The 26,667-nt window shown below is 69.6% G+C and carries 24 protein-coding genes and 1 tRNA gene; 6 read left to right on the top strand and 19 right to left on the bottom strand.

From position 1 onward, the window contains the following. Positions 1 to 4: 4 nt before the first annotated feature. From AC3CBB_RS01365 to AC3CBB_RS01350, 4 genes are read right to left on the bottom strand one after another with little or no spacing between them, the layout of a single operon-like run. A complete protein-coding gene (locus AC3CBB_RS01365; protein WP_148061192.1) occupies positions 5 to 880 on the bottom strand; it encodes a hypothetical protein in 876 nt (291 codons plus the stop codon). Beyond that, positions 877 to 1,323 (bottom strand): peptidase inhibitor family I36 protein, encoded by a 447-nt coding sequence (locus tag AC3CBB_RS01360; protein ID WP_488625701.1) that lies wholly within the window; start codon positions 1,321 to 1,323, stop codon positions 877 to 879. Before AC3CBB_RS01360 ends, AC3CBB_RS01365 begins: the two co-directional genes overlap by 4 nt. Before the next feature lie 49 nt (positions 1,324 to 1,372). Further along, positions 1,373 to 1,789 carry a peptidase inhibitor family I36 protein gene (locus tag AC3CBB_RS01355; protein WP_158614218.1) on the bottom strand — a complete coding sequence of 139 codons (417 nt, stop codon included), beginning with the start codon at positions 1,787 to 1,789 and terminating at the stop codon, positions 1,373 to 1,375. Beyond that, positions 1,786 to 2,676: a hypothetical protein gene (locus tag AC3CBB_RS01350; protein ID WP_488625700.1), complete on the bottom strand. Its 891-nt coding sequence runs from the start codon at positions 2,674 to 2,676 to the stop codon at positions 1,786 to 1,788. Before AC3CBB_RS01350 ends, AC3CBB_RS01355 begins: the two co-directional genes overlap by 4 nt. A gap of 132 nt (positions 2,677 to 2,808) precedes the next feature. Here AC3CBB_RS01350 and trhA point away from each other — a divergent pair, with 132 nt between their 5' ends. Next, complete coding sequence (trhA, locus tag AC3CBB_RS01345; protein ID WP_123506258.1) at positions 2,809 to 3,456, top strand: PAQR family membrane homeostasis protein TrhA; 648 nt, start codon at positions 2,809 to 2,811, stop codon at positions 3,454 to 3,456. Between the two features lie 66 nt (positions 3,457 to 3,522). On the opposite strand, the gene AC3CBB_RS01340 is transcribed toward trhA, so the two are convergent. Further along, entirely contained in the window at positions 3,523 to 3,807 is a 285-nt protein-coding gene (locus tag AC3CBB_RS01340; protein ID WP_199738259.1) for a hypothetical protein, read from the bottom strand. Then, positions 3,804 to 4,688 carry a mycothiol conjugate amidase Mca gene (mca, locus tag AC3CBB_RS01335; protein ID WP_488625699.1) on the bottom strand — a complete coding sequence of 295 codons (885 nt, stop codon included), beginning with the start codon at positions 4,686 to 4,688 and terminating at the stop codon, positions 3,804 to 3,806. Before mca ends, AC3CBB_RS01340 begins: the two co-directional genes overlap by 4 nt. A gap of 49 nt (positions 4,689 to 4,737) precedes the next feature. Between mca and AC3CBB_RS01330 the strand changes: the two genes are divergently transcribed. Continuing rightward, positions 4,738 to 5,178, top strand: a complete 441-nt coding sequence (locus tag AC3CBB_RS01330) for a DUF4307 domain-containing protein (protein ID WP_488625698.1) — start codon at positions 4,738 to 4,740, stop codon at positions 5,176 to 5,178. Positions 5,179 to 5,279: 101 nt separating this feature from the next. Next, a complete protein-coding gene (gene greA, locus AC3CBB_RS01325; protein WP_233579994.1) occupies positions 5,280 to 5,771 on the top strand; it encodes a transcription elongation factor GreA in 492 nt (163 codons plus the stop codon). A gap of 62 nt (positions 5,772 to 5,833) precedes the next feature. Here greA and ilvA read toward each other — a convergent pair whose 3' ends face one another. Further along, positions 5,834 to 7,075 (bottom strand): threonine ammonia-lyase, encoded by a 1,242-nt coding sequence (gene ilvA, locus AC3CBB_RS01320; RefSeq protein ID WP_488625697.1) that lies wholly within the window; start codon positions 7,073 to 7,075, stop codon positions 5,834 to 5,836. Between the two features lie 72 nt (positions 7,076 to 7,147). Here ilvA and AC3CBB_RS01315 point away from each other — a divergent pair, with 72 nt between their 5' ends. Next, the gene (locus tag AC3CBB_RS01315; protein ID WP_488625696.1) at positions 7,148 to 8,362 is read left to right on the top strand and encodes a winged helix-turn-helix domain-containing protein; all 1,215 of its coding nucleotides are present in this window, start codon (positions 7,148 to 7,150) and stop codon (positions 8,360 to 8,362) included. A 142-nt stretch (positions 8,363 to 8,504) separates the two neighbouring features. Here the strand turns inward: AC3CBB_RS01315 and AC3CBB_RS01310 are convergent, their stop codons facing one another. Beyond that, the gene (locus AC3CBB_RS01310; RefSeq protein ID WP_488625695.1) at positions 8,505 to 9,410 is read right to left on the bottom strand and encodes a M48 family metallopeptidase; all 906 of its coding nucleotides are present in this window, start codon (positions 9,408 to 9,410) and stop codon (positions 8,505 to 8,507) included. A 19-nt stretch (positions 9,411 to 9,429) separates the two neighbouring features. Then, positions 9,430 to 10,011, bottom strand: coding sequence for a LemA family protein (locus tag AC3CBB_RS01305; RefSeq protein ID WP_199738261.1), 582 nt, complete (start codon positions 10,009 to 10,011; stop codon positions 9,430 to 9,432). 184 nt (positions 10,012 to 10,195) lie between these two features. Between AC3CBB_RS01305 and AC3CBB_RS01300 the strand changes: the two genes are divergently transcribed. Beyond that, positions 10,196 to 12,451, top strand: coding sequence for a hypothetical protein (locus AC3CBB_RS01300; protein WP_488625694.1), 2,256 nt, complete (start codon positions 10,196 to 10,198; stop codon positions 12,449 to 12,451). Between the two features lie 14 nt (positions 12,452 to 12,465). On the opposite strand, the gene AC3CBB_RS01295 is transcribed toward AC3CBB_RS01300, so the two are convergent. From AC3CBB_RS01295 to AC3CBB_RS01255, 9 genes are all read right to left on the bottom strand, one after another. Then, positions 12,466 to 12,539: transfer RNA gene (locus AC3CBB_RS01295), tRNA-Leu, on the bottom strand. A 218-nt stretch (positions 12,540 to 12,757) separates the two neighbouring features. Next, complete coding sequence (locus AC3CBB_RS01290; protein WP_488625693.1) at positions 12,758 to 14,242, bottom strand: NAD(P)/FAD-dependent oxidoreductase; 1,485 nt, start codon at positions 14,240 to 14,242, stop codon at positions 12,758 to 12,760. A 39-nt stretch (positions 14,243 to 14,281) separates the two neighbouring features. Further along, positions 14,282 to 15,529: a S8 family peptidase gene (locus AC3CBB_RS01285; RefSeq protein WP_488625692.1), complete on the bottom strand. Its 1,248-nt coding sequence runs from the start codon at positions 15,527 to 15,529 to the stop codon at positions 14,282 to 14,284. 4 nt (positions 15,530 to 15,533) lie between these two features. Further along, positions 15,534 to 16,052: a DUF501 domain-containing protein gene (locus AC3CBB_RS01280; protein ID WP_488625691.1), complete on the bottom strand. Its 519-nt coding sequence runs from the start codon at positions 16,050 to 16,052 to the stop codon at positions 15,534 to 15,536. 20 nt (positions 16,053 to 16,072) lie between these two features. After that, positions 16,073 to 16,621 (bottom strand): FtsB family cell division protein, encoded by a 549-nt coding sequence (locus AC3CBB_RS01275; RefSeq protein WP_488625690.1) that lies wholly within the window; start codon positions 16,619 to 16,621, stop codon positions 16,073 to 16,075. 151 nt (positions 16,622 to 16,772) lie between these two features. Continuing rightward, positions 16,773 to 18,053: a phosphopyruvate hydratase gene (gene eno / locus AC3CBB_RS01270; protein ID WP_488625689.1), complete on the bottom strand. Its 1,281-nt coding sequence runs from the start codon at positions 18,051 to 18,053 to the stop codon at positions 16,773 to 16,775. Positions 18,054 to 18,187: 134 nt separating this feature from the next. Further along, positions 18,188 to 19,414, bottom strand: coding sequence for a histidine--tRNA ligase (hisS, locus tag AC3CBB_RS01265; RefSeq protein ID WP_488625688.1), 1,227 nt, complete (start codon positions 19,412 to 19,414; stop codon positions 18,188 to 18,190). Positions 19,415 to 19,679: 265 nt separating this feature from the next. Further along, positions 19,680 to 20,276 (bottom strand): TetR/AcrR family transcriptional regulator, encoded by a 597-nt coding sequence (locus AC3CBB_RS01260; protein ID WP_488625687.1) that lies wholly within the window; start codon positions 20,274 to 20,276, stop codon positions 19,680 to 19,682. 204 nt (positions 20,277 to 20,480) lie between these two features. Continuing rightward, positions 20,481 to 21,194, bottom strand: coding sequence for a MazG nucleotide pyrophosphohydrolase domain-containing protein (locus AC3CBB_RS01255; RefSeq protein WP_488625686.1), 714 nt, complete (start codon positions 21,192 to 21,194; stop codon positions 20,481 to 20,483). Positions 21,195 to 21,319: 125 nt separating this feature from the next. Between AC3CBB_RS01255 and AC3CBB_RS01250 the strand changes: the two genes are divergently transcribed. Then, the gene (locus tag AC3CBB_RS01250) at positions 21,320 to 22,489 is read left to right on the top strand and encodes a Na+/H+ antiporter NhaA (protein ID WP_488625685.1); all 1,170 of its coding nucleotides are present in this window, start codon (positions 21,320 to 21,322) and stop codon (positions 22,487 to 22,489) included. 473 nt (positions 22,490 to 22,962) lie between these two features. Here AC3CBB_RS01250 and mfd read toward each other — a convergent pair whose 3' ends face one another. After that, positions 22,963 to 26,586, bottom strand: a complete 3,624-nt coding sequence (mfd, locus tag AC3CBB_RS01245) for a transcription-repair coupling factor (RefSeq protein ID WP_488625684.1) — start codon at positions 26,584 to 26,586, stop codon at positions 22,963 to 22,965. Between the last annotated feature and the right edge of the window lie 81 nt (positions 26,587 to 26,667).

Raw genomic sequence — 26,667 nt, 5'->3', positions numbered from 1 at the left:
GCGTCTACTTCGAGGGCGCATGCTCGGCGATGTACTCGTGGACGCGCGCGTTCTTCGCATCGATCTGCGCCTTCACGCGGAGGAGCTTGTCGGCGTTCTTCTCCACTAGCTCCTGCTGAAAGGCCCACTCCGTGTCGTAGATCGTCTTCGCGTAGCCGCTCGACTCCTGGCATCGTGCGTCGAACACCGCGATGCGGATCTCTTCGGCCGAGGCGTCCTCGGTCGGCAGGATGTCGCCGGACAGCCCGAACCTCGCGTTCAACTCATCACTCGGTGGGCCCGACGGCGACGCGTCCAGGCCGCTGATCCCGAGCGGCTTCATGCACTCGCGCCACCGCGCCGTCGCCGCCTTCACCTCGGGGTCGACGAGTGTCGCGTCGTACGCGTCGACGGCGAGCTCCGTCGCGTACTGCTCGATCTGCTGTTCGGTGCCCAGCTCCTCTCGCGCGTCACCCAGGCACTTCGAGAAAAGGCGCTCTCCTTCTGGCGTCAGCTCCGGCCCCTCGAAACCCCGCCGGATCTCCTCGGGAGTCATCCCGCCCGTGCCGACCTGCTGGTGATAGCCGAACTGCCGCGCTGTGCTCTCGTCGAAGAGGAGCCTCGTCACGGTGTTCCAACTGGCATTGCCGTCCTCGCGAAGCGTGCGGTGCTCGACAGGGTACTCGAGCCCCTTCTCTGCGAAGCACTTCGAGATGAACACATTCTCGGCATACATCGTGTTGTCGGACTCGCTGTCGGCATACGCGTCGGTCGGCATGAGGTAACGGGCCTGGTTCTTCTCCGGGTGCTCGAGAGATCTGCCGCCAGACCCGGAGGCGCAGCCGTTGAGCACCCCGGTCGCAATGACGATCGCTGCCACCCCGGCCAGACGTCGTCTCATTGGACGAACATGCTCGAGCTGATCCGGTCGTTGAAAACCTTCTTTACAGTGCCATTGGCATCGGCGAGATTCTTGTCGCCGTTCTGCCGCTCGAGCAGGATCGAAGGACCTGTGAAGTCTTTGTGCTGCCAGAATTTCGCCCTGTTGTACTGACCGTTGTTGTAAAGGGACGACGCGATGTCGTTGGCGTGCCGGTAGCCGACGTCGCCAATGAGAATCGCGGCATAGCTGTCGATTCGGTGCGTGAACGAGATCCGATCTCCGCCGTAGTTCTTGTCGCGCCAGATGCAGGCGGACCCCTTCTTGCACGACGCAGGAGCCGGCGACACGGCCCGGGCTTCCAGGGAGTCCGAGGCAGTCGAGGCGCGAGCTGATTCACTTACCGCGATTGGGCCGGCGACCAGAGCGACGATTGCAGCCACAGCGAGCAGTGGACGTTTCATTGAGGTTCCTTTGGGGGGGGGGAGGAGGATAGAAAGGCAGCGAGATCCGCTACCCCAGCACGAACTGCGCCGAGCTCACCCGGTCGTTGAAGTTGACCGGGACGGTGCCGGTCGAGTTGTTGAGGTTGCTGTCGCCGTAGCCCGGCAGCAGGCGGAACGACGGCCCGTTGTAGTTCTTGTCGGCCCAGAACTGCGCCGTGTGCGTGCGGCCGTTGTTGTACGCCGACGACGTCGTGTTGTCGGCGTTCGCGCTGCCGGGCCCGGCCACGAGAACCTTCCTGAGGTCGGGGATCCCGTACTCGAACGCGACCTGCGTGCCGCCGTAGCTGTGGTCTCGGAACACGCACGCGTAGCCCTTCCCGCAGCTCGCCGGGGCTGCCGAAGGCGCCGCGACTGCTGGTCCGGCGACGAGAACGACTGCGGCGGCAGCAGCCGCCACGGCGATTGCGATTCGGACTGTGTTCATCTACGGCCTCCTGGAGCCTCGGTAGCGGTGGTGCGGGATGGCGCGAGCCGGTCTATGACCCGTGCGATCCGCTTCTTCTTCTCTTCGATCTCGACCCGAGAGCGCTCGAGCTCGTCAGCGTTAGCGAGCACGAGCGACTCCTGCTGGCTCCACTCCCCTGCGTAGTACGCGTCCCGGTACCCGCTCGTGACCCGGCACGTGGCGTCCGCGACCGCCAACTCGACCTCGGCGGAGGAGGGAGCACTGCCTCGGTCGGCCTGGCCCGCCAGGCCGAAGCGCTCCGAGACGGAATCGCTGGGCATGTCGACAGGACGTGTTCCGAGGTCGCTTACCCCGTGCGGGGACATGCACATGGCCCACCGGTCGGATGCCTCCCTCACGGCGGCCGAGGCGGAAGTCGCGTCGCGCGCCTCCGCGACGAGTGCCTGCGCCAGGGGGATCTCCGGATGATCGGTGACGAGAACGGTGCGAGCCTCGTCCAGACATGCCGCGGAGACAGCGTCTCGGGCGGTCTCGCGGCTCGGAGACTCATCGGACCTCGGCGCCTGGTGGTAGCCGAAACGAGCCGCGATCTCCTCGGAGAAAGGCGTCAGCCCGGCCGCACTCGTCGTTCTGGCCTCCGCCGTGGTCGGCGGCCGGGAAGGCACCGGCCGATCGATCCCCTTCGATCTCAGGCACCGCGCGACGAGCAGCGCGTCCGCGTAGCGCTCGTCCGCCGACGAGTCGTCGACGTACCGGTCGAGCGGAAGGCGCCAGCTGTCGACGTCCATCCCGGCAGCCGCAGAAGCGCGTGCCGACGACGCATCCGGGGCGCTGGCCACCACTGCGATCGCGCCACCCACGAGGGCGAGGGCGGCGGCAGAGGCGGCGGCAACGCGAACAGACATATCGATCTCCTAGACAGCCTCGTCGGCGAGGTAGGTCCACACTAGAGAATTCGAAATCTCACATGCAAATGAGACAATGCCTCAGCTGGCAGAGCAAGGCGAACGGCCAGCCGCGCGCCCTACGCTCGGCCCATGACGGTCATCCCCTCCGCCCTCGAGGTCAAGCCCACCTGGCGTGGCTGGATCCACGCCGCCACCTTCCCCGTGGCCATCGCTCTCGGCGTGCTGCTGGTGTGCCTCGCCAACGGCGCTCCCGCCAAGGCCAGCACTGCGATCTACTTCGGCACGTCGCTCCTGCTCTTCGGCATCTCGGCGACGTACCACCGCTTCAACTGGAAGCCCAAGGCCAAGCTGCTGCTCAAGCGGCTCGACCACTCGAACATCTTCCTGCTCATCGCCGGCACCTACACGCCGATCGCCGTGCTGAGCCTCGACCGTCCGCAGGCCACGACGCTCCTCTGGATCGTCTGGAGCGGCGCCCTGGCCGGCATCGCCTTCCGCGTCTTCTGGACCAGCGCACCCCGCTGGCTCTACACGCCGCTCTACGTGCTCCTCGGAGTCGGCGCGCTTCTCTTCGTCCGCGAGATGGTCGCGAACAACCCGGCGTCCATGATCCTGGTGCTGACCGGCGGGCTCCTCTACATCATCGGAGCCGTCTGCTACGGCACGAAGCGCCCCAACCTCGTGCCCGGCGTCTTCGGATTCCACGAGCTGTTCCATGCGCTCACGGTGGCGGCGTTCCTGTGCCACTGGACCGCCGTGCTTCTCGTCGCGATCTGAACCGCGCCGTGAGCGGGCAGTGCCCGATGCGAGAAATCAGGGGCGCAGGAACCGCGACCCCGCCACCTACTTGACGTCGCCCCCGCGCAGCTCGTCGTCGAGCCCCGCCGCAGCGCGTGCGGCCTCGTCGCGCTCCCGCTCGATCTGCTCGCGCACCTCTCCGCGGTACCGCGTGCGGCGCACCCGTCGGGTCATGTCGATGATCAGGAAGACGGTGGCCAGCCCGATCCCGAAGATGGCCAGGAAGCCGATCCAGCCGGGTGTGACGAGGCTGTCGGGCACGGCCTGCCCACTGGGAGACGGGACGCCCGTCTCGGCCAGGACGGTCGTGATCACGGCTGCGAGCATCATTCGGCGATCCCTGCGAACAGGTCGGTCTCGGGCAGCGTCGACTCGACCTTGGAGTCGACGAGCTGGAAGTCCTCGGTCGGCCAGGTGCGGGCCTGGAGATCGCGCGAGTGCAAGAAGAAGAATCCGGTCGGGTCGACCTGGCTGGCGTGGGCGATCAGGGCGGCGTCGCGCTCCGCGAACGAGTCCGCGACGTTCACGTGCGTCGTCGACAGGTCGGGCCGCTCGCCCCAGCGCTCGAACATCTCGTCCATCTGCTTCAGCACCTCGGAGTCGGGCGTCTCGTCTTTGATGACGTCGTAGATCGCGCGCATCTTGGTGGAGTTCATGATGCGGTCGTAGTAGAGCTTCGACGCCTGCCAGGCGGGCCCGGCGTCGGGGTACCTCGCCGGATCGCCGGCGGCCTCGTAGGCGGCGACCGAGACCTCGTGCGTGCGGATGTGGTCGGGGTGCGGGTAGCCGCCGTTCTCGTCGTAGGTGACGATGACGTGCGGCTGGAAGCGGCGGATGATGCGCACCAGGGGCTCGGCCGAGATCTCGACGGGGATCGTGGCGAACGAGTTCGGCGCCAGCGGCTCGCCCTCTCCGGGCAGCCCGGAGTCGGCGTAGCCGAGCCAGATGTGCTCGACGCCCATGACCTCCTGCGCTCGAGCCATCTCGTACACGCGGAGGCCTGCGATGTCGCGCTCGGCGTGGGCCTTCGCCTCGAGGTGCTCGTTCAGGATCGAGCCCTGCTCCCCGCCGGTGCAGCTGACGACGAGAACCTCGGCGCCCCGCTTGCGGTAGTGGGCGTACGTGGCGGCACCCTTGCTCGACTCGTCGTCGGGATGGGCGTGGACTGCCAGCAGGCGCAAGGGCACGGGGTTACCTCGGATCTTGATCACGGCCAGCGTTGCTAACCTTCTCCCAAGGATAATCGGACGGAGTTCCACGGTGGCCCCCACCCCCTCGACTACGAGTGAGCGCGACTCGCGACCCGCCGACTCCGCTCTCGACCGGCGCTACGGGCGCACACGCGCGTTCCGACTGCGTCGTCGCTGGATCGCCGCGATCGTCGGCGGCGCGTTCGTCGTCGTCTTCGGTGCCTGGGTGATCTTCGCCGCGTTCGACGGCACCAGCGCCTCGATCGAGACCGACGACGCTGGCTACGTCATCCACGACGCCCACTCGGCGACCGTTCGCTCCGAAGTCAGCGTCGCGCCGGGTACGAGGGTCGACTGCGCCATCCAGGTACTCAACTCCGGCTTCGACGTGGTGGGCTGGAAGGTCGTCCACTTCCCCGCCTCGACCAGCCAGTCGAACACCTACACGACCGACCTGAACACGATGAACCGCGGTGTCACGGGCTTGATCGACAAGTGCTGGCTGCCATAAGCTCGTCTGATCGACCTCGAGACCGGCCACACGGCCGGTCTCGTTTTTTAGGCCTGGCCTGCAGACTTGCACGCCACGGCAACCGTTTCATGGGAGTACCGATGAGCAACGCCGAATCGACCACCTGGCTCTCGCAGGAGGCCCACGACCGCCTGGTCGCCGAGCTCGAGACCCTGAGCACCTCGGGTCGCGACGAGATCGTCGGCCGCATCTCCGCCGCGCGCGAAGAGGGCGACCTGAAAGAGAACGGCGGCTACCACGCCGCGAAAGACGAGCAGGCCAAGCTCGAAGCGCGCATCCGCACGCTGACCAACCTGCTGAAGACCGCCACCATCTCGGAGGGTGCGGCCGACACCGGCATCGTCGGCCCCGGCATGCTGATCACCGCCACGATCGCCGGCGACGAGTCGACGTTCGTGCTGGGCAGCCGCGAGATCATCGCGCCCGGCAGCGACCTCACCGTGTACAGCCCGACCAGCCCGCTGGGTGAGGCGATCACCGGCAAGAAGTCGGGCGAGAGCACCAGCTACACGGCGCCCAACGGCAAAGACATCGCGGTGTCGATCAGCAGCGTCGAGCCCTACGACGGCTGAGCCGCGCTGACGCGAGAGGGGCCCGGGTTCGCGAACCCGGGCCCCTCTCGCGTCAGCGCGGGTTACGAGTCGACGCGCACCGGCGTGAAGCCCGCGTCGGCGAGCCGGGCGAGCACCTGCTCAGCGTGATCCGGCCCGCGCGTCTCGACGCTGAGCTCGAGCTCGACCTCGCTGATCTGGAGGCCGCGGCCGTGGCGGGTGTGCAGCACCTCGACGACGTTCGCGTTGGCCTCGGAGATCAGTTCCGAGACACGGGTGAGCTGGCCGGGACGATCCGGCAGCATCACCCGGAAGTGCAGGTAGCGGTCGGAGGCCGCGAGGCCCCGGCTGATGACGCGCTCCATCATGAGCGGGTCGATGTTGCCGCCCGAGAGCACGATCACCGTCTTGCCCAGCGCCTGCACCTGCTCGGTCAGCACGGCGGCGACGCCGACGGCACCCGCGGGCTCGACGACCTGCTTGGCGCGCTCGAGCAGCACCAGGATCGCCTTGGCCGTGTCGTCGTCGCCGACGGTGACGACCTCGTCGACCACCTCGCGCACGATCTGCCAGTTGAGCTCGCCGGGCTTGGCGACGGCGATGCCGTCGGCGATGGTCGGGGTCGGCACGACGCCGGTGCGCTCTCCCAGCTTCATCGACACGGCGTAGGGCGCCGAGTTGGCCGCCTGGACGCCGATGATTCGGATGCTTCCGCCGGTCTCGCGCCGCGTCTGCGTGATGGCGCTGGCGACGCCCGAGATGAGGCCGCCGCCGCCGATCGCCATGATGATCGTCTCGACGTCGGGCACCTGGTCGAGGATCTCGAGGCCCAGCGTGCCCTGGCCGGCGATGACGTCGGCGTGGTCGTACGGCGGGATGAAGACGGCGCCGGTCTGCTCCGAGAAGTCCCGCGCGGCGCGGAGGGCGTCTTCGACCGAGTGTCCGCTCAGCACGACGTCGGCGCCGTAGTCGCGCGTGGCCTGCAGCTTCGGCAGGGCGACGCCCACGGGCATGAAGATGGTGGCCGTGATGCCCAGCTCGCGGGCCGCGAGAGCGACGCCCTGAGCGTGGTTGCCGGCCGACGCGGCGACGACGCCGTTGGCCTTCTCATCGGCGCTCAGCTGCGAGAGGCGGTTGTACGCGCCGCGGATCTTGTACGACCCCGTGCGCTGCAGGTTCTCGCACTTCAGATAGACAGGCGTGCAGAGAACGGCGCTCAAGAACGACGAGCTCTCCATGGGCGTCACGTGTGCCACCTGCGAGACGCGTTCCCGCGCCGCATGGAAGTCCGCGAGCGTGGGTCCGGCAAGGATGACGTCAGGCATGGGAAGAGTGTACGGCTCGAAAGGGTGCAGGAACCCCCGCCCGATGTCACTGGTTCCCCCTAGTCTCGGGGCGTGTCGAAGTCCGTCGTCTCCCCCGCCCTCGCCCGTCGCATCGCCCTCGCCGCGCAGGGGTTCGGCCAGACCCCGGCGGCCGCAGTGGGGACGCGTCAGCTCAACCTGGCCATCGACCGCCTGGGCATCGTCCAGATCGACTCCGTCAACGTGTTCGAGCGCAGCCACTACCTCCCGCTGTACGCCCGACTGGGCGCCTACGACCGGTCCCTGCTCGACCGGCTGACCTTCGCACGCGGCGGCCGCTACGTCGAGTACTGGGCGCACGAGGCGGCCTTCCTGCCGACCGAGTCCTGGCCCCTCTGGCGCTGGCGGATGCACGACTACCGGGCGAAATGGGAGGCCGACGAGACGTCCTTCTCGCGCACGAATCGTCCGATGCTCGACTGGCTGCTCGACGAGCTGCGCTCGACGGGGCCGCTGCCGGCGAGTGCCATCGAGGCTGACTTCATGGGGCAGGAGGGTTCGAACGTCCGCCGCGGCCCCTGGTGGGGCTGGAGCGACGTGAAGCGCGGCCTCGAGGTGCTGTTTCGCACCGGCGAGGTCGTGAGCGCCGGTCGCAGCCGATTCGAGCGCGTGTACGGCCTGCCCGAGCAGGTCCTGCCCGCCGAGATCGCGTCGCGGGAGGTGTCGCGGGCCGACGCCCACCGCGAGCTCGTAGCTCGCGCCGCGGCCGCCCACGGCATCGGCACGGCGTCCGACTTTGCCGACTACTACCGGCTCAAGGCCATCGACGTCATCCCCGCGCTCCGCGAGCTCGAAGACGCCGGCATCGTCCAGGAGGTCGAGGTGCCCGGCTGGAAGCGCAAGGCGTTCCTGCACACCGGTGCGCGACTCCCCCGTCGCATCGCCTCCGACGCGCTGCTGTCGCCGTTCGACCCGATCGTGTGGGAGCGCGCTCGCGCCGAGCGGATGTTCGGCTTCCACTACCGGATCGAGATCTACACGCCGCAGCCGAAGCGCGTCTTCGGCTACTACGTGCTGCCTATCCTCCAAGACGAGGCTCTGGTCGGCCGCATCGATCTGAAGTCCGACCGGCAGGCGGGCATCCTGCGCGTCCAGGCCGCGTGGCACGAGGCCGGGCAGGCGGTCGACGTGGAACGGCTCGCGGCGCTCCTCCGGCGTACGGCGGCGTGGCAGGGGCTCGGCGACGTCGAGGTGACCGGGCGCGGCGACCTGGCGCCGGCAGTGGCGTCGGCGCTGCGGGCCGCCTGACGTCGGTACGGCGGGGCTGGGCAGTTCCTGCGCCCTGGTTCTGCGCGTCGCACCGGCCGTGCCAGGCCCGCCGGATCGGCAGGAACCCGCCGTCTGTTCGACGGGAATGCGCCGAATCGGCGGGTGCCCGTCGAATTCGCGGCTAGAAGGTGCCTGCGCTCGACCGCAGCCGCTCGACGCGCTGCTCGATCGGCGGGTGCGTCGAGAAGATGCGCGACATCAGGCCCGGTCGGGCCGGGTCGCTGATCCACAGGTGGGCCATCGACGAGTTCTGCATCAGCATCGGCCGCCCGTAGGCGCCGAGCTTCTCGAGCGCCCGGGCCAGGCCCTCGGGGTAGCGGGTCGTCAGGGCTCCGGTGGCGTCGGCGAGGTACTCGCGCTGGCGCGAGACGGCGGCCTGGACGCCGGCGGCCGCCAGGGGCGCGACGATCATGCCCGCGAGGCCGAGGATGATCATGACGGGGTTGCTTCCGCCCCCGCCCTCGCGCCGGTCGTTGTTGCTCCCGCCGAACATGGCGCCGAAAAACGACATCCGCACGAGGACGTCGGCGAGGAAGCCGACGGCCACCACCAGCCCGAAGACGATCGTCGACACGCGGATGTCGTAGTTCTTGACGTGGCCCATCTCGTGCGCCATGACGCCCTCGAGCTCAGCGTCGTCCATGATCTCGAGCAGGCCGGTCGTGGCGGCGACGACGGCGTGCTGCGGGTCGCGCCCGGTGGCGAAGGCGTTGGGTGCGGGGTCTTGCACGACGTACACCTCGGGCATCGTCATGCCCATCGTGATCGAGAGGTTCTCGACGGTTCGATACAGGCGAGGCTCTGTCGTCGCGTCGATGCGGATGCCGTGGCTCATCGCGATGGCCTGGCGCGAGGCGAAGAAGTACTGCACGAGGGCGTAGAGGGCGGCCACGACCAGGACGGTGAAGCCGATGGAGGGGTTGCTCCAGATGGCGCTGGCGGCGAAGCCGAGACCACCGATGATGACCAGGAAGATCAGGATGATGAAGACGGTGTTGCGCTTGTTCCGCGCGACGGCGTTGTACATGGGGCGTCTCAGCCTCGCGTCAGAACTGGACGCGCGGGGGCTCGGCGATCGCCGACGGCTCGGAGACCTCGAAGAAGTCGCGGTTCGTGAAGCCGAGGCGCTTCGCCACGAGAGTGTTCGGGAAGACGGTCGTCTTCGTGTTGAACTCGCGGACCCCGCCGTTGTAGAAGCGGCGAGCGCCCTGGATCTTGTCTTCGGTGTCGACGAGCTCCGACTGAAGCTGGAGGAAGTTCTGGCTCGCCTGCAGCTGGGGGTAGTTCTCGGCGACGGCGAAGATGCTCTTGAGCGACTTCTGCAGGTGCCCTTCGGCGACAGCGGCCTCGGCGGGCGACGAAGCACTCAGAGTCTCGGCGCGGGCTTTCGTGACGCTTTCGAACACGCCCGACTCGTGCGACGCGTATCCCTTGACCGTGCTGATGATGTTGGGGATCAGGTCGCCTCGTCGCTTCAGCTGCACCGTGATGTCGCTCCACGCCTCGTCGACACGCACCTTCAGCGTGACCATCGAGTTGTAGGTCGCCCAGAAGTAGATGCCGACGATGACGAGCAGCAGGACGACGATGCCTACCGCGATGAGAATGCCGATGAGGGCGGAATCCATGCTCGAGTTGCTCCTTGTTGATTCGGCATTCACTATAAACGGGCGGGGTGCGGCCTTCATGTGGCCTGGGCATTCTCGGAGCCAACTCACGAAGTGGCAGACCGCGCAATCTAACGATTGGTGAAACTTTTCGCGGTTCAGCCCTGGGGTGGATTGACTTGTACCCCGCTCCTTGGCTTACTGGGTGACAGTGCTCACCGACACGACCCCCAGCTCCCGATGCTCCGCGGCCCTCGCCGGTCCGCGTCGTCGCCGTGCCCGAGTGGTCGGCCTCCTCGGCCTCGCAGCTCTCGCCGGCCTCGTCGGGGCACTCGTGCTCGGCCAGTTCCCGGCCATCGCCGAGCCGGCCGCCGGCCCGAACCCGGGTGGCTCGGCGGCTCCCACGCTCTCCCCGGTCACGCCCACGATCACGGTCGCCGACGCTCCGTCATCGACGACGCGCGCGACCGGCACCGCGACCCCCGGAGCGAGCCTCCGCATCCTCGACCCGACGCACCCCGCCTCGTCGCTGTGCACGACCACAGCGGCGAGCGACGGCTCCTGGTACTGCTCGGTGACCGTCTCGAGCGGTGCCGATCAGCGCCTGACCCTCCGCGACCTCACGAACACGCAGTTCGCCGACGTCATCTCCGAGCCGTTCTCGATCCTGGCGGCCCCCGCCGTCTCGACGTCGGCCGGTGTCTCGGTGGGCGCCCGGCTGCAGGGCACGGCGTTCGCCGGCGCGACCGTGACGCTGACCCTCGTCGAGGGCGGCTACAGCACCGAGGTCAGGACGACCGTCGCCTCCGACGGCTCGTGGTCGAGCGTGCTGCCCGCGTCGACCGTCCCGACGGGCACGTACTCGGTCACCGGCGTCCAGTCGTCGACGGCCGTGCCGAAGGTGCCCGTGTCGAGCGCGTCGTCGCCGCTCTCCGTGTCGATCGACCGCGAGGCCCCGCCCGCCCCGCGGCTCCTGCACCCCGCCGCCGGGTCGACGGTCTCGACGCAGCCCCTCACGTTCGACGGCAACGGCCAGAACGGCGCGACCGTCACCACCTACGTCGACAGCAACCCGGTCTGCACCGCGGTCGTGAAGAACGGCTACTGGAGCTGCACCTCGGCCGGGCTCCTGCTTCCCTCCGGTACGCGAAGCGTCCAGGCCGCGCAGCGCGACGCCGCCGGCAACTACGGCGCACCGAGCGCTGCCGTGAAGGTCGACTTCGCCAAGGCCACCCCGTCGTCGACGCCGTCGGCCCCCTCGACGAACACGCCGGGGCAGGCACCGGGCAGCGGCCAGACGCCGAGCGACCCCGGCTCCTCTTCGACCGCCGCACCGAGCGTGCCCGGCGGCGGCGGGTCGACCGGCGGCGGCTCCGGCAGCGCAGGAGGCCCGGGCTCCGGCGGGGCTGTCCCCGGTGACGGCGGCGCAGGAACTCACGGCTCGGCCGCCGCACCGGGCTCCGCCCTGTCCGAGGCCTCCTCCTGGACGGCCTCGACGGGCTTCGGCCGCAGTCTGCCGACCCTCTCGGAGAGCGTGGGCGGCTCCGCGTGGGCGTGGGCGCTCCTTCTCGGGCTGGTCTTCGTCGCCCTGGTGCTCGCTCCGATGAGGCTCGCCGCGTCGGCGCTCGGCGGCCGCCTCGCGATGCGGGCCCGGCACCTCACCGGCCGCAACCGCTCCCGCCGCGACGACTCCGCGCAGCCTGCGCTCTCTCCGGCCGCCGCCGTGGCCACCGCCCTGGCGGCGGGCGCTCTCCTCGTCGCCCTCGCCGCCGGGGTCGACGACCAGGTCCGCTACGTCCGCCTCGCCGTGGCCATCGTCATCGGGCTCGGCCTCATCAACGGGCTCGGCATCGTCCTGCCAACGTGGATCGCCGGGCGCCGACTGGGCCTGCGCCTGCGTCTCACCCTGTCGCCCCGCCTGCTGCTGGCCGCGGCCCTCGCCTGCCTCGCGACGCGCATCCTCGACCTCGACCCGCCGATGGTGCTGGGCGTGCTCCTCGCGGCCGGCCTGGTCGACACCGCCGGGCGCGACCTCGATGAGATCGGCGACGTGCGGCGCGGCGGAATCGTCGCCACCGCGCAGCTCGGCAGCCTCGCCCTCGTCTCGCTCGTCGCCTGGGTCGCCCACGGCCTCGTTCCCGCGGGCAACGCCGTCTTCGCCGTCGAGATCACCCGCGAGACGCTGGCCACCGTGTGCCTGGCGGGCCTCGGGTCGCTCATCGTGCTGCTCGTGCCCGTCGGCAGGCTGCCCGGCCGCGCGCTCTACTCGTGGTCGAAGCCGACCCTCGTCGGGCTCGCGATCGTCGGGGTGGCCGCCGCCACGGTCGTCTACGCCGGGGGCCCTGCCGAGGCCTTCCCCATCGGCCCGCTGGTCGTCGCCGCGATAGCGTTCGCCGTGGTCGCCCTCGGCGCGTGGGCGTGGGTGCGGTTCGTCGAGCCGGCGACCGACGACTACGTCTGACCTCGCGCTCGCGGTGCCCCCGCAGGGGTTCGAACCCTGACTGAAGCGATTTTAAGTCGCCTGCCTCTGCCAATTGGGCTACGGGGGCGCGGGCTTCCAGCGTAGGGGACGCCCGGCCTCCCGCCGCCGCACCACGATCCGGACTCAACACCACCCCGGCCGCGCTTCGACCCACGATCGGGACTCGGCACCACGCGAAGCCGTGGTGCGGAGTCCCGATCGTGGTGCGAGCGGCCGGGGGATGTATCGCACGCAGGAACGCCCCGCCCGACCGATGTCGACGCGGGGCGTTCCGGGAGCTGACAGCTACTCGGCGACCGGAGCCTTCTTGGCGGCGGCCTTGCGGGCCGGAGCCTTCTTCACGGGCGCAGCCTCGGTGGACGAGTCGGCCGGCGTCGCGTATGCGGGACCAGGGGCGTCCTTCGGCGCACCGATCTCGGGCGCCGGAGCAGAGGCCTCGGCCGGGGCGGCCGGCTTCGGGCGCGACGCAAACTCCTCGAAGGCCGCACGCGGCCTGGTCACGTTGTCGAGCGAGGCGATGTCGCGGCCGAGGATCATGTTGTTGGCCCAGCCGGTGACGACGCGAATCTTGCGCTCGAACGACGGCATCGCCATGCCGTGGTAGCCGCGGTGCGCGGCCCAGGCCGGGAAGCCCTTGAGCGCGAACTTGCCGCTCTGGAAGACGCCGATGCCGAGACCCAGGCCCGCGACGGCGCCGAGGTTGTCGTGGCGGTAGTCCTTCGTGTTCTCGCCGCGGAGCACCGCGGTGATGTTCTTAGCGAGCTGCTTGCCCATGCGGACGGCGTGCTGCGCGTTGGGCACGCAGAAGCCGCCGACGCCGGCGCCGGTGAGATCGGGGGTCGCTGCGACATCGCCGCAGGCCCACGCGTCGGGGACGACGGTGCCGTCTTCGGCGACGATGCGGAGGTCGGGCTGCACGGTGATGCGGCCACGGGCCTCGAGCGGGAAGTCGGTGCTGCGGACAACGGGGTTCGCCATGACGCCCGCGGTCCAGATGATGAGGTCGGACTCGAACGACTCGCCGGTGGAGAGCTCGACCTTGCCGCCGACGGCGGACTGGAGCTGCGTGTCGAGGTGCACGATCGCCTGGCGCTCGGCGAGGTTCTTCAGCACCCAGTGGCTGGTCTCGAGGGCGACCTCGGGCATGATCCGGCCCATCGCCTCGACGAGGTGGAAGTGCGTGTCGTCGATGGTGAGGTTCGGGTAGTTCTTGAGGAGGTCGGTCGCGAAGCTGCGGAGCTCGGCGAAGACCTCGATGCCGGCGAAGCCTCCGCCGACGACCACGGTCGTGAGCAGGCGGTCGCGCTCGGGGCCGGCGTCGAGGTTCGCCGCCTTCTGGAAGTTGGTGAGGAGCTTGTCGCGGATCGCCTCGGCCTCTTCGATCGTCTTGAGTCCGATGGCCTCGTCGGCGACACCCGGGATCGGGAAGGTGCGCGACACTGCGCCGGCCGTCATGACGATCTGGTCGTACTCCATCTCCCAGGCGTCGCCGACCTCGGGGGTGATGGTGGCGGTCTTGGAGGCGTGGTCGACCTTGGTCACCTTCGCGGTGACGACGTTGGTGCGCGTGAGGTGACGGCGCAACGACACGATGGCGTGGCGGGGCTCGATCGAGCCGGCGGCGACCTCGGGGAGGAAGGGCTGGTAGGTCATGTACGGCAGGGGGTCGACGACCGTGACATCCGCCTCGCCCTTGCGCAGCCACTTCTCGAGCTTCCAGGCGGTGTAGAAACCGGCGTAGCCGCCGCCGACGATCAGGATTTTGGGCACGAGGGATTGACTCCTTGGTAGGTGTGGACGAGAAACAGGCTAGTGCCTGTTGCGTAAGCGTTTGAAATGCCGAACGGCCCCGATGACGACGGCGATCACACTGACACCGAGACCAGCGTAAACCGCCAGCGGGATGGCAGTGGAGCGCAGCTCCTGGGTTGACGGGGGGAACCCAGCGTTTCCGTCCCTATTGGCGACAGCTGTCGTCGGCGTCGCCGTCACAGGAGCCGAGGGCTCGGGCGACGAGGTCGGGATGGGCGCGGCCTCGGCCCGACGGTGCAGCCGCACCCAGTCGGTCAGGCTGCCGAGAGGGTTCTCGGTGGCGTGGGCGACGTCGCGCGTGACAGCCGCCTCGGCGTTCACCAGTCCGTGCCCGTAGATCGGCCCGGGCGACGGGCTGCCTTTCGGCGTCGCCGTCGAGACGATGCGCTGGATCACGTCATCCGCGCTGATGCCGGGGTGCGCCGCGATCACGAGAGCGGCGATGCCCGAGACGAGCGGGGCCGCACCGCTGGTTCCTGACCAGAGCAGGTACTGCCCACCGGGGCCGACGCCGACGAGGCCTTCGCTCGGTGCGGCCACGCCGATGGTGATGCCCTGGCTCGACGCGTCGAACGAGGCGTTCTGCGACTGGTCGACACCGGCCACGGCGAGCACGCCGGGCATGGTCGCCGGCGCTCCGACCTCGTCCGTGCCGCTCCCCCGGTTGCCTGCGGCAGCCACGACGACGACGTTCTTCTTCATCGCGTAGAGGAACGCGGAGTCCCAGCTCTGCGGCCAGTCCAGCGTGTTGCGCGTCAACGACATGTTGATGACCTTGGCGCCGTGGTCGACGGCCCACCGCACCGCCTTGGCGATCTGGTCGTCGGCGTCCGTGGCCTGGGCGCCGAACCCGACGGAGATGCTGAGCACCTGGGCGTCGGGTGCGACGCCGATCACGCCGGTTCCTGCGCCCGTGCCCCTCCCGACGAGAAGGGAGGCGACGAGCGTGCCGTGCGCGGAGTCGTCGCCGATCGGGGTCTGGCCGTTCGCTCCGCCCGACCCCGAGAAGTCGGTGCCGCCCGCGACGGCGCCCTGCAGCTCTCGGACGCTGCCGTCGACGCCCGAGTCGATGACGGCGATCTTCACCCCCTCGCCGCGGGTCGTCGCCCACGCCTGCTCGATGCCGTAGTCGCTCAGCCAGTACTCGCGGTCGCGGATCGAGTCGGCCGACGCCGCCGAGGCCGGCAGCAGGAGGGCAAGGGCGACTGCGGCGACGAACGCCACGATGGCGCTCCCCCGGCGCATCCGATCAGCTCTCGAGGAGGTAGTCGTCGCAGGTGCAGACGTCAGGGCTCCAGGTCGCGCGCTCGAGGGCGAGGTCGCCGAACGGGTTGACGCCGGGGCCGGCGGCCAGCGCGTGGCCGGCCAGCGCGTGCAGGCACTTGATGCGCTGGGGCATGCCGCCGGCGGTCACGTGCGCGATCTCGTCGACGTGCTCGATGCTCTCGCGGTCGGCGAGGTAGGCCTCGTGCGCCGCGGCATACTGCTGCTTGAGCTCGGGGCTCGATGCCATCTGGTCGGTGAACTCGGCCATGACGCCGTTCGCCTCGAGGGTCGAGATGGCGGCGGTCGCGCCCGGGTGGCACAGGTAGTACAGGGTGGGGAACGGCGTCCCGTCGGCGAGGCGCGGCTTCGTCGAGACCACCGTGGGGTTGCCGCAGACGCACCGCGCTGCGATGCCGATCACGTTGCGCGCGGGGCGGCCGAGCTGGGCGGACACGATCTGGATGTCGCGCTCGGCGACGGCGGCGAAGGGAGGCGTGGTCATTTCGCCACCAAGCCTAAACGCTACTTCTTGCCGCTGATGTCGGGGGCGACCAGCTTCGTCGCCGGCTCGTCGGTCAGCCCCGCATCGAGGATCGACGCCTGCATCGCGCTCACCCAGTCGACCGTCGGGGTCTGGATGTCTCTGGTGATCTTCGTGCCCGTCGACGTGGTCGACGTCGTGCCGCTCGACTTTGAGTCGTCCATCACCAGGTAGCTGTACTCGCCCGGGTAGACGTAGAGCAGGCGGTCGCGGGCCTGCGCCTCGATGTAGGCCGGGTCGTTCCAGCGCGCGACGTCGTCTTTGAGGTCGTCCACGTTCTGCTTCTGCTCGTCGACCTGCCCCTGCAGCTGCGTGATCTGCTGCTGCTGCTGGATGAGCGTGCGCAGGCTCGGGGCCAGGATGACGATGAAGAGCACGATTATCACGAGCATGAGCAGACTGAAGCCGGAGAACCGCATGCCGCGGAGCCACCCGCCGGCGGCGCTCTCCATCGCGGGCAGGCTGACGGGGACGCGCTTGACGGGTGCCCGCCTGTCGGACGCACTGCGGGTGCGGGGTGTCTCGGCCATGCTCCGACCCTAGGCGACCGTTCCGGCTTCTCGAGCCGCTGCGGCGGTGGGTCGCTGAGAGTGATCTGGGCGCAGGAACTGCCACCCCGCCGCCGACACGGCGAAGGCCCGCCCCGCGACGTGCGCGGGGCGGGCCTGCCGGTGCTCGTGACTACGCCGTGAAGCGCGGGAACGCCGACGCGCCGGCGTAGATCGCGGCCTCGCCGAGCTCCTCCTCGATGCGGAGCAGCTGGTTGTACTTCGCGACGCGCTCGGAGCGAGCCGGGGCGCCGGTCTTGATCTGGCCGCCGTCGGTCGCGACCGCGAGGTCGGAGATCGTGGTGTCTTCGGTCTCGCCCGATCGGTGCGACATGACCGTCTTGTAGCCGGAGCGCTGAGCGAGCGCGACGGCGTCGAGGGTCTCGGTCAGCGTGCCGATCTGGTTGACCTTGACGAGCAGCGCGTTGGCGGCGCCGTTCTCGATGCCCTTGGCGAGGCGCGTCGGGTTCGTGACGAACAGGTCGTCGCCCACGATCTGGGTCTTCGAGCCGATGACGGACGTGAGGTGAGCCCAGCCCTCCCAGTCGTCTTCGTCGAGGGGGTCTTCGATGGTGACGAGGGGGTACGAGGCCACGAGCTCCTCGTAGTACGACGACATCTGCTCGGCCGACTTCGCGGAGCCCTCGAAGGTGTACGAGCCGTCCTTGAAGAACTCGCTGGAGGCGACGTCGAGGCCGAGCGCGATGTCTTTGCCGGGGGTGAAGCCGGCGGTCGTGATCGCCTCGACGAGGAGGTCGAGCGCGGCGCGATTGCTCGAGAGGTTGGGCGCGAAGCCGCCCTCGTCGCCCAGGCCGGTCGAGAGACCCTGAGACTTGAGCAGGCCCTTGAGCACGTGGTAGGTCTCGGTGCCCCAGCGGAGCGCCTCGGAGAACGTCGAGGCGCCGATCGGCAGGATCATGAACTCCTGGATGTCGACGTTGCTGTCGGCGTGCGAGCCGCCGTTGATGACGTTCATCATCGGCACGGGCAGCGTGTGCGCGTTCGGGCCGCCGATGTAGCGGAACAGCGGCAGGTCGGCCGAGTCGGCTGCGGCACGGGCGACGGCGAGCGAGACGCCGAGGATGGCGTTGGCGCCGAGGCGGGCCTTGTTGTCGGTGCCGTCGAGGGCGATCATGGCGCCGTCGATGACGCGCTGGTCGGTGGCGTCGAGGCCCTCGATCTCAGGGCCGATCTCGTCGATGACGGCGGCGACGGCCTTGAGCACGCCTTTGCCCTGGTAACGGGCCTTGTCTCCGTCGCGGAGCTCGTACGCCTCGAAGGCACCGGTCGATGCGCCGGACGGCACTGCGGCGCGGGCGACCACGCCGTCGTCGAGCAGGACTTCGACCTCGACCGTGGGGTTGCCCCGCGAGTCGAGGATTTCGCGGGCGCCTACGGCGTCGATTGCTGCCACGGAATTACTCCTTCGGTTGACTGACTACGAGGGCCGCGAGCGTCACCGGCGCTGACCCGGCCCCAATCCTACCCACCGGCCTCATCGGGGAGGAGACGTTCTCCACAGGCCCCGCTCGGCCGTAGCCGCCCCGTCTAGCTGAGCGGCTTCCACTCCAAGGGCGCTGCCGCATCGGCGAGGGTGGCGAAGCGCGTGTAGCCGAGCTCGGCCAGGCCGGCGAGCTGGTTCTTGAGGTTCTTCGCGCGCCTGTCGAGGCGCACCCGGGTGCCGTCGGCGGCGAGCTCGTGCTGGAGGCGCACCAGCTCGGCGGGTGGGACTGTGGCGTCGTAGAGGATGACGGAGCCCTCGGCCGAGCCGCCGGGCAGCTCGACGAGGTCGACGAGCCGCTCGAAGCCGAGCGAGAAGCCGGCCGCCGGCACGTCGGCGCCGAGGAACCGCCCGATCATCCCGTCGTAGCGCCCGCCGCCGCCGAGCGAGTAGCCGAAGTCGGGGTGGGCCACCTCGAAGATGGTGCCCGTGTAGTAGCCCATGCCGCGCACCAGCGTCGGGTCGAACTCGAGCCGGGCGTCCGGAAGCGCCTCGCGCAGCGACAGCAGGTCGCCGAAGGCCTCGGCGTCGAGCCAACGAGCACCCGCCGAGGACTCCCAGGTGGCCCCCGCCAGCTCCGCCAGCTGCGCCGCGAGGTCGTCGGTCGGGACTCCGATCTCGGCCAGCTCGCCGACGACGCCGTCGATCCCGATCTTGTCGAGCTTGTCGATGATCACCAGCGCGGTGTCGAATCGCGCCGTCGGCACCTTCCAGTGCGACAGCAGCCCGAGGAGGATGCGCCGGTCGTTGATTCGGATGGTGGTGCCGACGAGGCCGAGGCGCCCGAGCACCTCGGCGGTCGCGCTGATCAGCTCGATCTCGGCCATCGGGCCGGCTTCGCCGATGATGTCGATGTCGCACTGCACGAACTGGCGGTAGCGACCCTTCTGCGGACGCTCTGCGCGCCACACCGGGGCGATCTGGATGGCGCGGAAGACGGTCGGAAGCGTCGCGCGGTGGGTGGCGTAGAACCGGGCGAGCGGCACGGTGAGGTCGAAGCGGAGGCCGAGATCGGCGAGGTCGAGCGCCGTTTCGGCGCTCTGCAGCTTCTCAGTGCTCAGGCCGCGCTTCATGATCGCGAAGGCGAGCTTCTCGTTGTCTCCGCCGAGCCCGGCATGCAGCCGCGAGCTCTCCTCGACGACGGGCGTCTCGATCTCGTCGAAGCCGTACGAGCGATAGGTCTCGCGGATGGTCCCGAGCACGAGATCGCGCCGTCGCTTGTCGGCCGGGAGGAAGTCGCGCATTCCGCGGGGCGGGTTCACGGGAGAGGGCATGCATCAATCCTCCCAGATGGGCGGATGAAGCCGTGACTTGTCTCCATGTAACATGTCATGTACGCTGGGTGTCGCCCGCATGGCAGAGCAGCAGACACGAGTCGCCCCTTCCTCGTGACTGCTGCTCCCCGAGACCGACGAGCGCGAATCGGGTTGCGCGCTCGTCTGCCTGGCGGCTCGTCCCTTCCCTGCGGCGACGATCCCGGCCAGGCTGGCGGTGCCCCGCGCTAGAGCGCGGGGCACCGTTCATCTCACGGCTGACAGGTCAGACGGCCGCGGCGGCCGTCGCCCGCACTCGTGCCGCGAACGCGCGCACGTGGAGGCGGAACGCCGCCGTTACCCGCTCGGTGTCGCCCGTCGCCAGAGCGTCGTACTGCAGCCCGTAGATCGTGTCGGTGAACAGCCGCGACTCCACGTCGGCGACGTCAACGTCGAGGCCGCGCGCGATGCACCAGTGCTTGGTGAAGGCCTGCCACCGCGACACGGCCGAGCGCGCGATCCCGCCGGCATCGCCGTCGATCATCTCCAGCATCGCCGCCTCGTACTCGAGGCGCATCAGCTGCAGGTTGTACGGCGTCGATACCTCGGCCCAGGCCGTCTCGATGAACTGGAGCCACGCAGGCTCGTCGAGGTCGACCGGGTCGACGGCCAGGAGGGCGTCCTGGCGGGCGACGATCGCGCGCACGATCTCGTCGACGAGCTGCGCCCGGTTGCCGAAGTGGTAGACGAAGACGTACGTGCTGACACCGAGGGCCTCGGCCAGCGTCCGGAACGACACGGTCGCGAGCGTGCGGCCGGCGAGATGCTCGAGAATCCGCCCCAGGAGCTCCGGCTTGCGAGTGGGGTCGGGTTTCCGGGGCACGAGCCGTCCTTCACGATTGCCCGCTTCCGGAGACCCTGCGCCCCCGAGCAAGCTGAATCACGATAACAGAGCAGTCGCACACGAAAACGACCTGGTGAAATACCGAGAATGTTCAGATGACATTTCAGTCTGGTGTAGAGTGATCACGTCGCGCTGAACAAGCGCGATCGGGTCGGCTGATCACTGATCCGGGCGGGGTCCCCTCTATTCGGGTTGTGGGGCGCCCCGCCACTCTTCTTCTCCGCGCAGCGACTTTTCTCGGGTGCGCAGCGACGTTTCTCGGGCACGCAGCGCCTGCTCGCGCTCACGCAGAGCCTCGCGCAGAGCCCGTTCCGCATCCCAGCCGCGAGCCGATGCCTCGTCGACCTCGGCGAGCAGGTGGCGTCCCCAGTCGAGCTCGGTGTCGGCGGCAAAGGTGCCGCGTCGAGTTCCTGCGCCCCTTGCCTCGCCTGCGCGACCCGCGATCTTCTGAACGCGCGACAGCGCCGGGAGTCCGAGAGGGACCCCGTCGAACGCGCTCTCGCGCCCCGCCTTCTCGACGGCCTTCGCCGCCGACCAGAGCCGGACGATGTCATCGACGTCGGCGGCTGTGTCCGGGCCGAACACGTGCGGGTGCCTCCTGCGGATCTTCGCGTCGACGTCGTCGACGACCTCGGCCAGGCCGAAACCCTCCCCCGCGCGCTGGGCGATACCGGCGTGGAGCACCACCTGGTACAGCACGTCGCCGAGCTCCTCGCGGAGATCGTCGGCCGAGCCCGCCTCGATGGCCTCGACCAGCTCGTAGGACTCCTCGAGCAGGTAGGTCACGAGCGAGGCGTGAGTCTGGGCGCGGTTCCACTCGCAGCCGGGCGGGTCGAGCAGATCGTCGACCGTGTGCTGAAGAGCCTCGATGGCCGTGCCCGCGTCGTGGTCCGTCACGTGTCTCCTGTCCCAGCCGATGTCGGTGGTCTCACGATAGAATGCTTCTCGGTGAGTCGGGAAGTCTGGTCGACGCTTCCCCCGTCGACCCCTTCTCAGGGCTCGACCTCATCAGTCAGGACTCCATGAGCTCTCTCTTCCGCTCGGAGCGCGCGTCCGCGGGCATTCTCCTCGGCGCCGCCGTGCTCGGCCTCCTCCTCGCGAACCTCGCCACCGGGCCCGCTCTGCTCGACATCAAGGCCTTCCACTTCGGCTTCCCGTCCATCGGGCTCGACCTGTCGGTGGGGCACTGGATCTCGGACGGCCTCCTCGCCCTCTTCTTCTTCGTCGTCGCCGTCGATCTCAAGCACGAGCTGGTGCGCGGCGACCTCAACTCGGTGTCGAAGGCCCTCGTGCCGGCGATCGCCGCGGTCGGCGGCGTGATCGTCCCGGCCGGCGTCTACCTGCTCGTCACGGCCGGCACCCGGTACTCCTCGGGCTGGCCGGTGCCGACCGCCACCGACATCGCCTTCGCCCTCGGCGTCCTCGCGGTCTTCGGGTCGGCGTTGCCGGGTCGCATCCGGGTGTTCCTGCTGGCGCTCGCCGTGCTCGACGACCTCATCGCCATCCTGATCATCGCGGTGTTCTTCACCCACGGCAGCAACCTGCTGTTTCTCGCGCTCGGCGTCGTGGCCGTGATCGCCACCTTCGCCGCGGGCAAGCTGCTCGGCCGTCGCACGGGCGCCGCCGGCGTCGCCGTCGTCGTGATGATCACCGTCCTGGCCGTCGTCACCTGGTACCTCGTCTACCGCTCGGGCGTGCACGCGACGATCGCCGCGGTCGCCGTCGGCCTGGTGCTGCCGCTCGGTCCGGCCCGCAAGGCCGTCCACGCGCTCGAGCCGTTCACCAACGGCATCGTGCTGCCCGTCTTCGCCTTCGCCGCCGCGGCGGTCGTCGTGCCGAGCGTCGGGCTCGGCGAGCTCAGCCCCGTGTTCTGGGCGATCGTCATCGCGCTCCCCGTCGGCAAGCTCATCGGGATCACTCTCGCCGGCGGGATCGCCTCCCGCATCTTCCGCAACCCCGACCCGGCCCGCCGCAGTCAGACGCTGTCGATGGTCGAGATCGTCACCGTCGCGATGCTGGGCGGCATCGGCTTCACCGTCTCGCTCCTCATGAACGAGCTCGCCTTCAAGCAGTCGGAGGAGATCGTCGACGAGGGCACGCTCGCCGTGCTCCTCGGCTCGGGCATCTCGATCGTCATCGCGGCCGTTCTGGTGAGCATGCTCAAGCGCGCGCACCAACGTCGCGTGCGCTGAGCCCGGCCCGCGCCGCGCCCCGCCGAGCGCCGCCCCTCGCGCCCGCCGCGTTCCTCGCGTCCGCCGCGTTCCTCGCGTCCGCCGCGTTCCTCGCGCCGGCGCGCTCCTCGCGCCCGCCGCACCTCACCGGGCCGCAGGCCGCAGGCCGCAGGCCGCAGGCCGCAGGCCGCAGGCCGCAGGCCGCAGGCCGCAGGCCGCAGCGGCGAGATAGCACTTCTCGTCGCCCGCCGGGTCAGACCCGACGCCAATCGCGATCTCGCGCCCAAGCCAGCCGCGCGGCCGCACCGAGCGCGTGGACTCTGCAGCCGACCGCGTCTCTCCGTGCCGATTCCGAGGGGCAGCCCCGGGCGCAGGAACTCCGGACCCGCCGCCCGACCGCCCCACGACGCGGCCGCGAGATCGCACTTCCCGTCGCCGCCCCGGGTCGGACCCGACGCGGATCGCGATCTAGCGCCCCGCAGGTCGCGCGCCGCCTACCCCGGCGACGGCGCCGCGCTGCCGGCCGGCTTCGCCGGCGCCGCGTCGTAGATCGCGGTGAGCAGCTGCTCGACCCACTCGATCAGCTCGGCGTCCGGCAGGGGCTCGCCGTTCTTCCGCGGCATTGGCACCGACACGGACTTCGTCTGCGCGAAGTAGCGGCCGCCGGGGAACAGCCGGCCGAGGCGGAGCTGGACGGAGTCGGGGAGTTCCTGCGCCGCCACCCGGAGGTTGGAGCCCATGGCGACGACTTCGCTCAAACCCGTCTTCTGGGCCATGCGGCGGAGGCGCGAGACCTCGATGAGCGCGAGCACCTCGGCGGGCGGCTCGCCGTACCGGTCTTTCATCTCGTCGAGGACGGAGTCGATCTGCTCGTCGGTGGAGGTCGGCGACGAGGCGGTGGACAGCTTCTGGTAGGCCTCGAGGCGCAGGCGCTCGCTCTCGACGTAGTCTTCGGGGATGTGGGCGTCGACCGGCAGCTCGAGCCGCAGCTCGGTCTGGCCCTCGGCCACATCGCCGCGGAACGCATTCACGGCCTCGCCGATCATCCGCAGGTAGAGGTCGAAGCCGACACCCGCGATGTGGCCCGACTGCTCGCCGCCGAGCAGGTTTCCGGCGCCTCGGATCTCCAGGTCTTTCAGCGCGACCTGCATGCCCGCGCCGAGCTCGTTGTTGGCGGCGATCGTCTCCAGGCGGTCTTGAGCCGTCTCGCTGAGCGGCTTGTCGGCGTCGAAGAGGAAGTACGCGTAGCCGCGCTCGCGCCCCCGGCCGACGCGGCCGCGGAGCTGGTGCAGCTGCGAGAGGCCGTACCGGTCGGCGCGGTCGATGATCAGGGTGTTCGCGTTGGCGATGTCGAGACCGGTCTCGATGATGGTCGTCGAGACGAGCACGTCGAACTTGCGCTCCCAGAAGTCGACCATGACCTGCTCGAGCGCCGACTCGGGCATCTGCCCGTGAGCGACGGCGATGCGCGCCTCGGGCACGAGCTCGGCGAGCTGGGCGGCGATGCGGTTGATCGACGAGACGCGGTTGTGCACGAAGAAGATCTGACCCTCGCGCAGCAGCTCCCGCCGGATGGCGGCGGCGATCTGGCGGTCGCTGTTCGGCCCCACGAAGGTGAGGATCGGGTGCCGATCTTCGGGTGGCGTCGCCAGCGTCGACATCTCGCGGATTCCCGTGACCGCCATCTCGAGCGTGCGCGGGATCGGCGTCGCGCTCATCGCGAGGATGTCGACGTTGGTCTTGAGCTTCTTCAGCTGGTCTTTGTGCTCCACGCCGAACCGCTGCTCCTCGTCGATGATGACGAGGCCGAGGTCTTTGAACGCGAGGCCCTCGGTCAGGATGCGGTGCGTGCCGATGACGATGTCGACGGTGCCGTCGCCGATGCCCTTGATCGTCTCCTTCGACTCCTTCGCCGACTGGAAGCGGCTGAGGGCGCGCAGGTGCACCGGGAACCCGGCGAAGCGCTCCGAGAAGGTCTCCATGTGCTGCTTCACGAGCAGTGTCGTCGGGACGAGCATGGCGACCTGCTTGCCGTCTTGCACGGCCTTGAAGGCGGCACGGATCGCGACCTCCGTCTTGCCGTAGCCGACGTCGCCCGAGATGAGGCGGTCCATCGGGATGGGCCGCTCCATGTCGGCCTTGATCTCGTCGATGGTCGTGAGCTGGTCGGGCGTCTCGGCGAACGGAAACGCCTCTTCGAGCTCGCGCTGCCACGGGGTGTCGGGGCCGAACGCGTACCCTTTCGAGGCCATGCGCGCGGAGTAGAGCTTCACGAGCTCGACGGCGATGTCGCGGACGGCCTTGCGGGCCTTGCCCTTGGCCTGAGACCAGTCGCTGCCGCCCATCTTGCTGAGCTTCGGGGCCTCGCCGCCGACGTAGCGGCTGAGGAGGTCGAGCTGGTCGGTCGGCACGTAGAGGCGGTCGCCCGCCTGGCCGCGCTTCGACGGCGCGTACTCGAGCACGAGATACTCGCGGTTGTGCTTGACGGCGTTGCGGCCGCCGGTCGACACCTCGCGGCTGGTGAGCTCCAGGAACCTGCCGATGCCGTGCGTGGAGTGCACGACGATGTCTCCGGCCTTGAGCTGCAAGGGGTCGACGACGTTCTTGCGTCGCGAGGCGAGCTTCTTGACCTGCCGCGACTCGTAGCCGGCGGCCCGGCCGAAGAAGTCGGACTCGCTGAGCACGGAGAGCTTCGCCGACGGGATCTCGAAGCCGGCCTCGACGCCGGCGGTGACGAGGTGCGCGACGCCGGGTTCGGGGTCGGCGGGCAGGGACTCCTGAACGCGTGCCGCGACGCCGAGCTCGGCGAGCACGTCGCGGGCGCGGTCGACGAGCCCGGTGCCGCGGGCCGTGACGACGACGGTCCAGCCCTCGGAGACGCGCTCGGCGACGTGCAGGGCGGCGCCCTCGGCGTTGCCGGCGAAGCTGGGGACGGTCTCGGCGTCGACGCGGCGGTAGTCGCCGGCGGCCTCGATCTTCTCTTCGTCGGTGAGCACGAGACCCGAGTCGAAGCCCGAGATCGACCACCAGGCTCGGCCGTCGGCCTTCAGCCGCAGGTCGCCGACGGTGAGGAAGTCGCCCGAGTCGAGGTCGATCGGGGCCTCGGCGCCGGCGGTGGCCGCGATCCAGGCAGCCTGCAAGAACTCGCGGTTCGTCTCGGCCAGGCTCTTCGCCCGCGACACGACTCGCTCAGGAGACAGCACCGCGATGGCCGCACTCTGCGGCAGATAGTGCGTGATCGGCACCAGGCGGTGCACCAGCGCCGGTGCCAGCGACTCCATGCCCTCGACGGGGATCCCCTGGCCGAGCTTCTCGAGCATCTGCGCCAGGCTCGGGAACTCGTGCTGCATCTCGCGCGCACGCTGTCGGACGATTTCGGTGAGCAGCATCTCGCGACTGGGCGGCAACTCGACCTCGGTCACCTCGGAGTCGAGGCTGCGCTGGTCGGCCACGGAGAACGGACGGATCTGGTCGACCTCGTCGCCGAAGAAGTCGACGCGGACGGGGTGCTCGGCTGTCGGCGGGAAGACGTCGAGGATGCCGCCGCGCACGGCGAACTCGCCGCGTCGCGTGACCATGTCGACGCGGGCGTAGGCGAGGTCGACGAGCTGCGTGGCGATGCCCGACAGGTCGTGGCCGCGCGTGCCGGTGGCGAGCACGACGGGGTCGACGTCGGCGAGGTTGTCGGAGAGGGGCTGGAGGGCCGCCCGGACGCCGGCGACGACGACGAGTGGCGGAGTTCCTGCGACCTTCTCGGTCTTCTCCCACTCCGCGAGGCGCCGGAGAGCGCGGATGCGCTTGCCCACGGTCTCGGCGCTCGGGCTGAGGCGCTCGTGGGGCAGGGTCTCCCACGCGGGGAACTCGAGCACCTCGGCCTCGGGGATGTAGGAGGAGATCGCCGAGCGGACTGCCTCGGACTCCCGGCCCGTCGCGGTGATGACGAGGAGGCACTGGGGGGTCTGGCGCTGCGGCCCCTCCCGGCTGGAGAGGAGCCCGGCGAGCAGCGGAACGCGCAGCCCGTCGACCACGGAGAAGTCGCTCGATCTCTCAGCCCCCTCGAGGGCGTCGCCGAACGTCGAGGCGCGCGAAAGCGCAGGAATCAAGCCCTGGAGGATCACTCGTACGAGTGTACGCAGGCCCTCCGACACCGGCCCCTGGCTCGACGGTCAGCGGCTGCACGAGAAAGTGCGGATTTGTGC

This window comes from Frondihabitans sp. OV104 (assembly GCF_057787745.1).
This window is presented reverse-complemented; position numbering and strand designations above follow the sequence as displayed.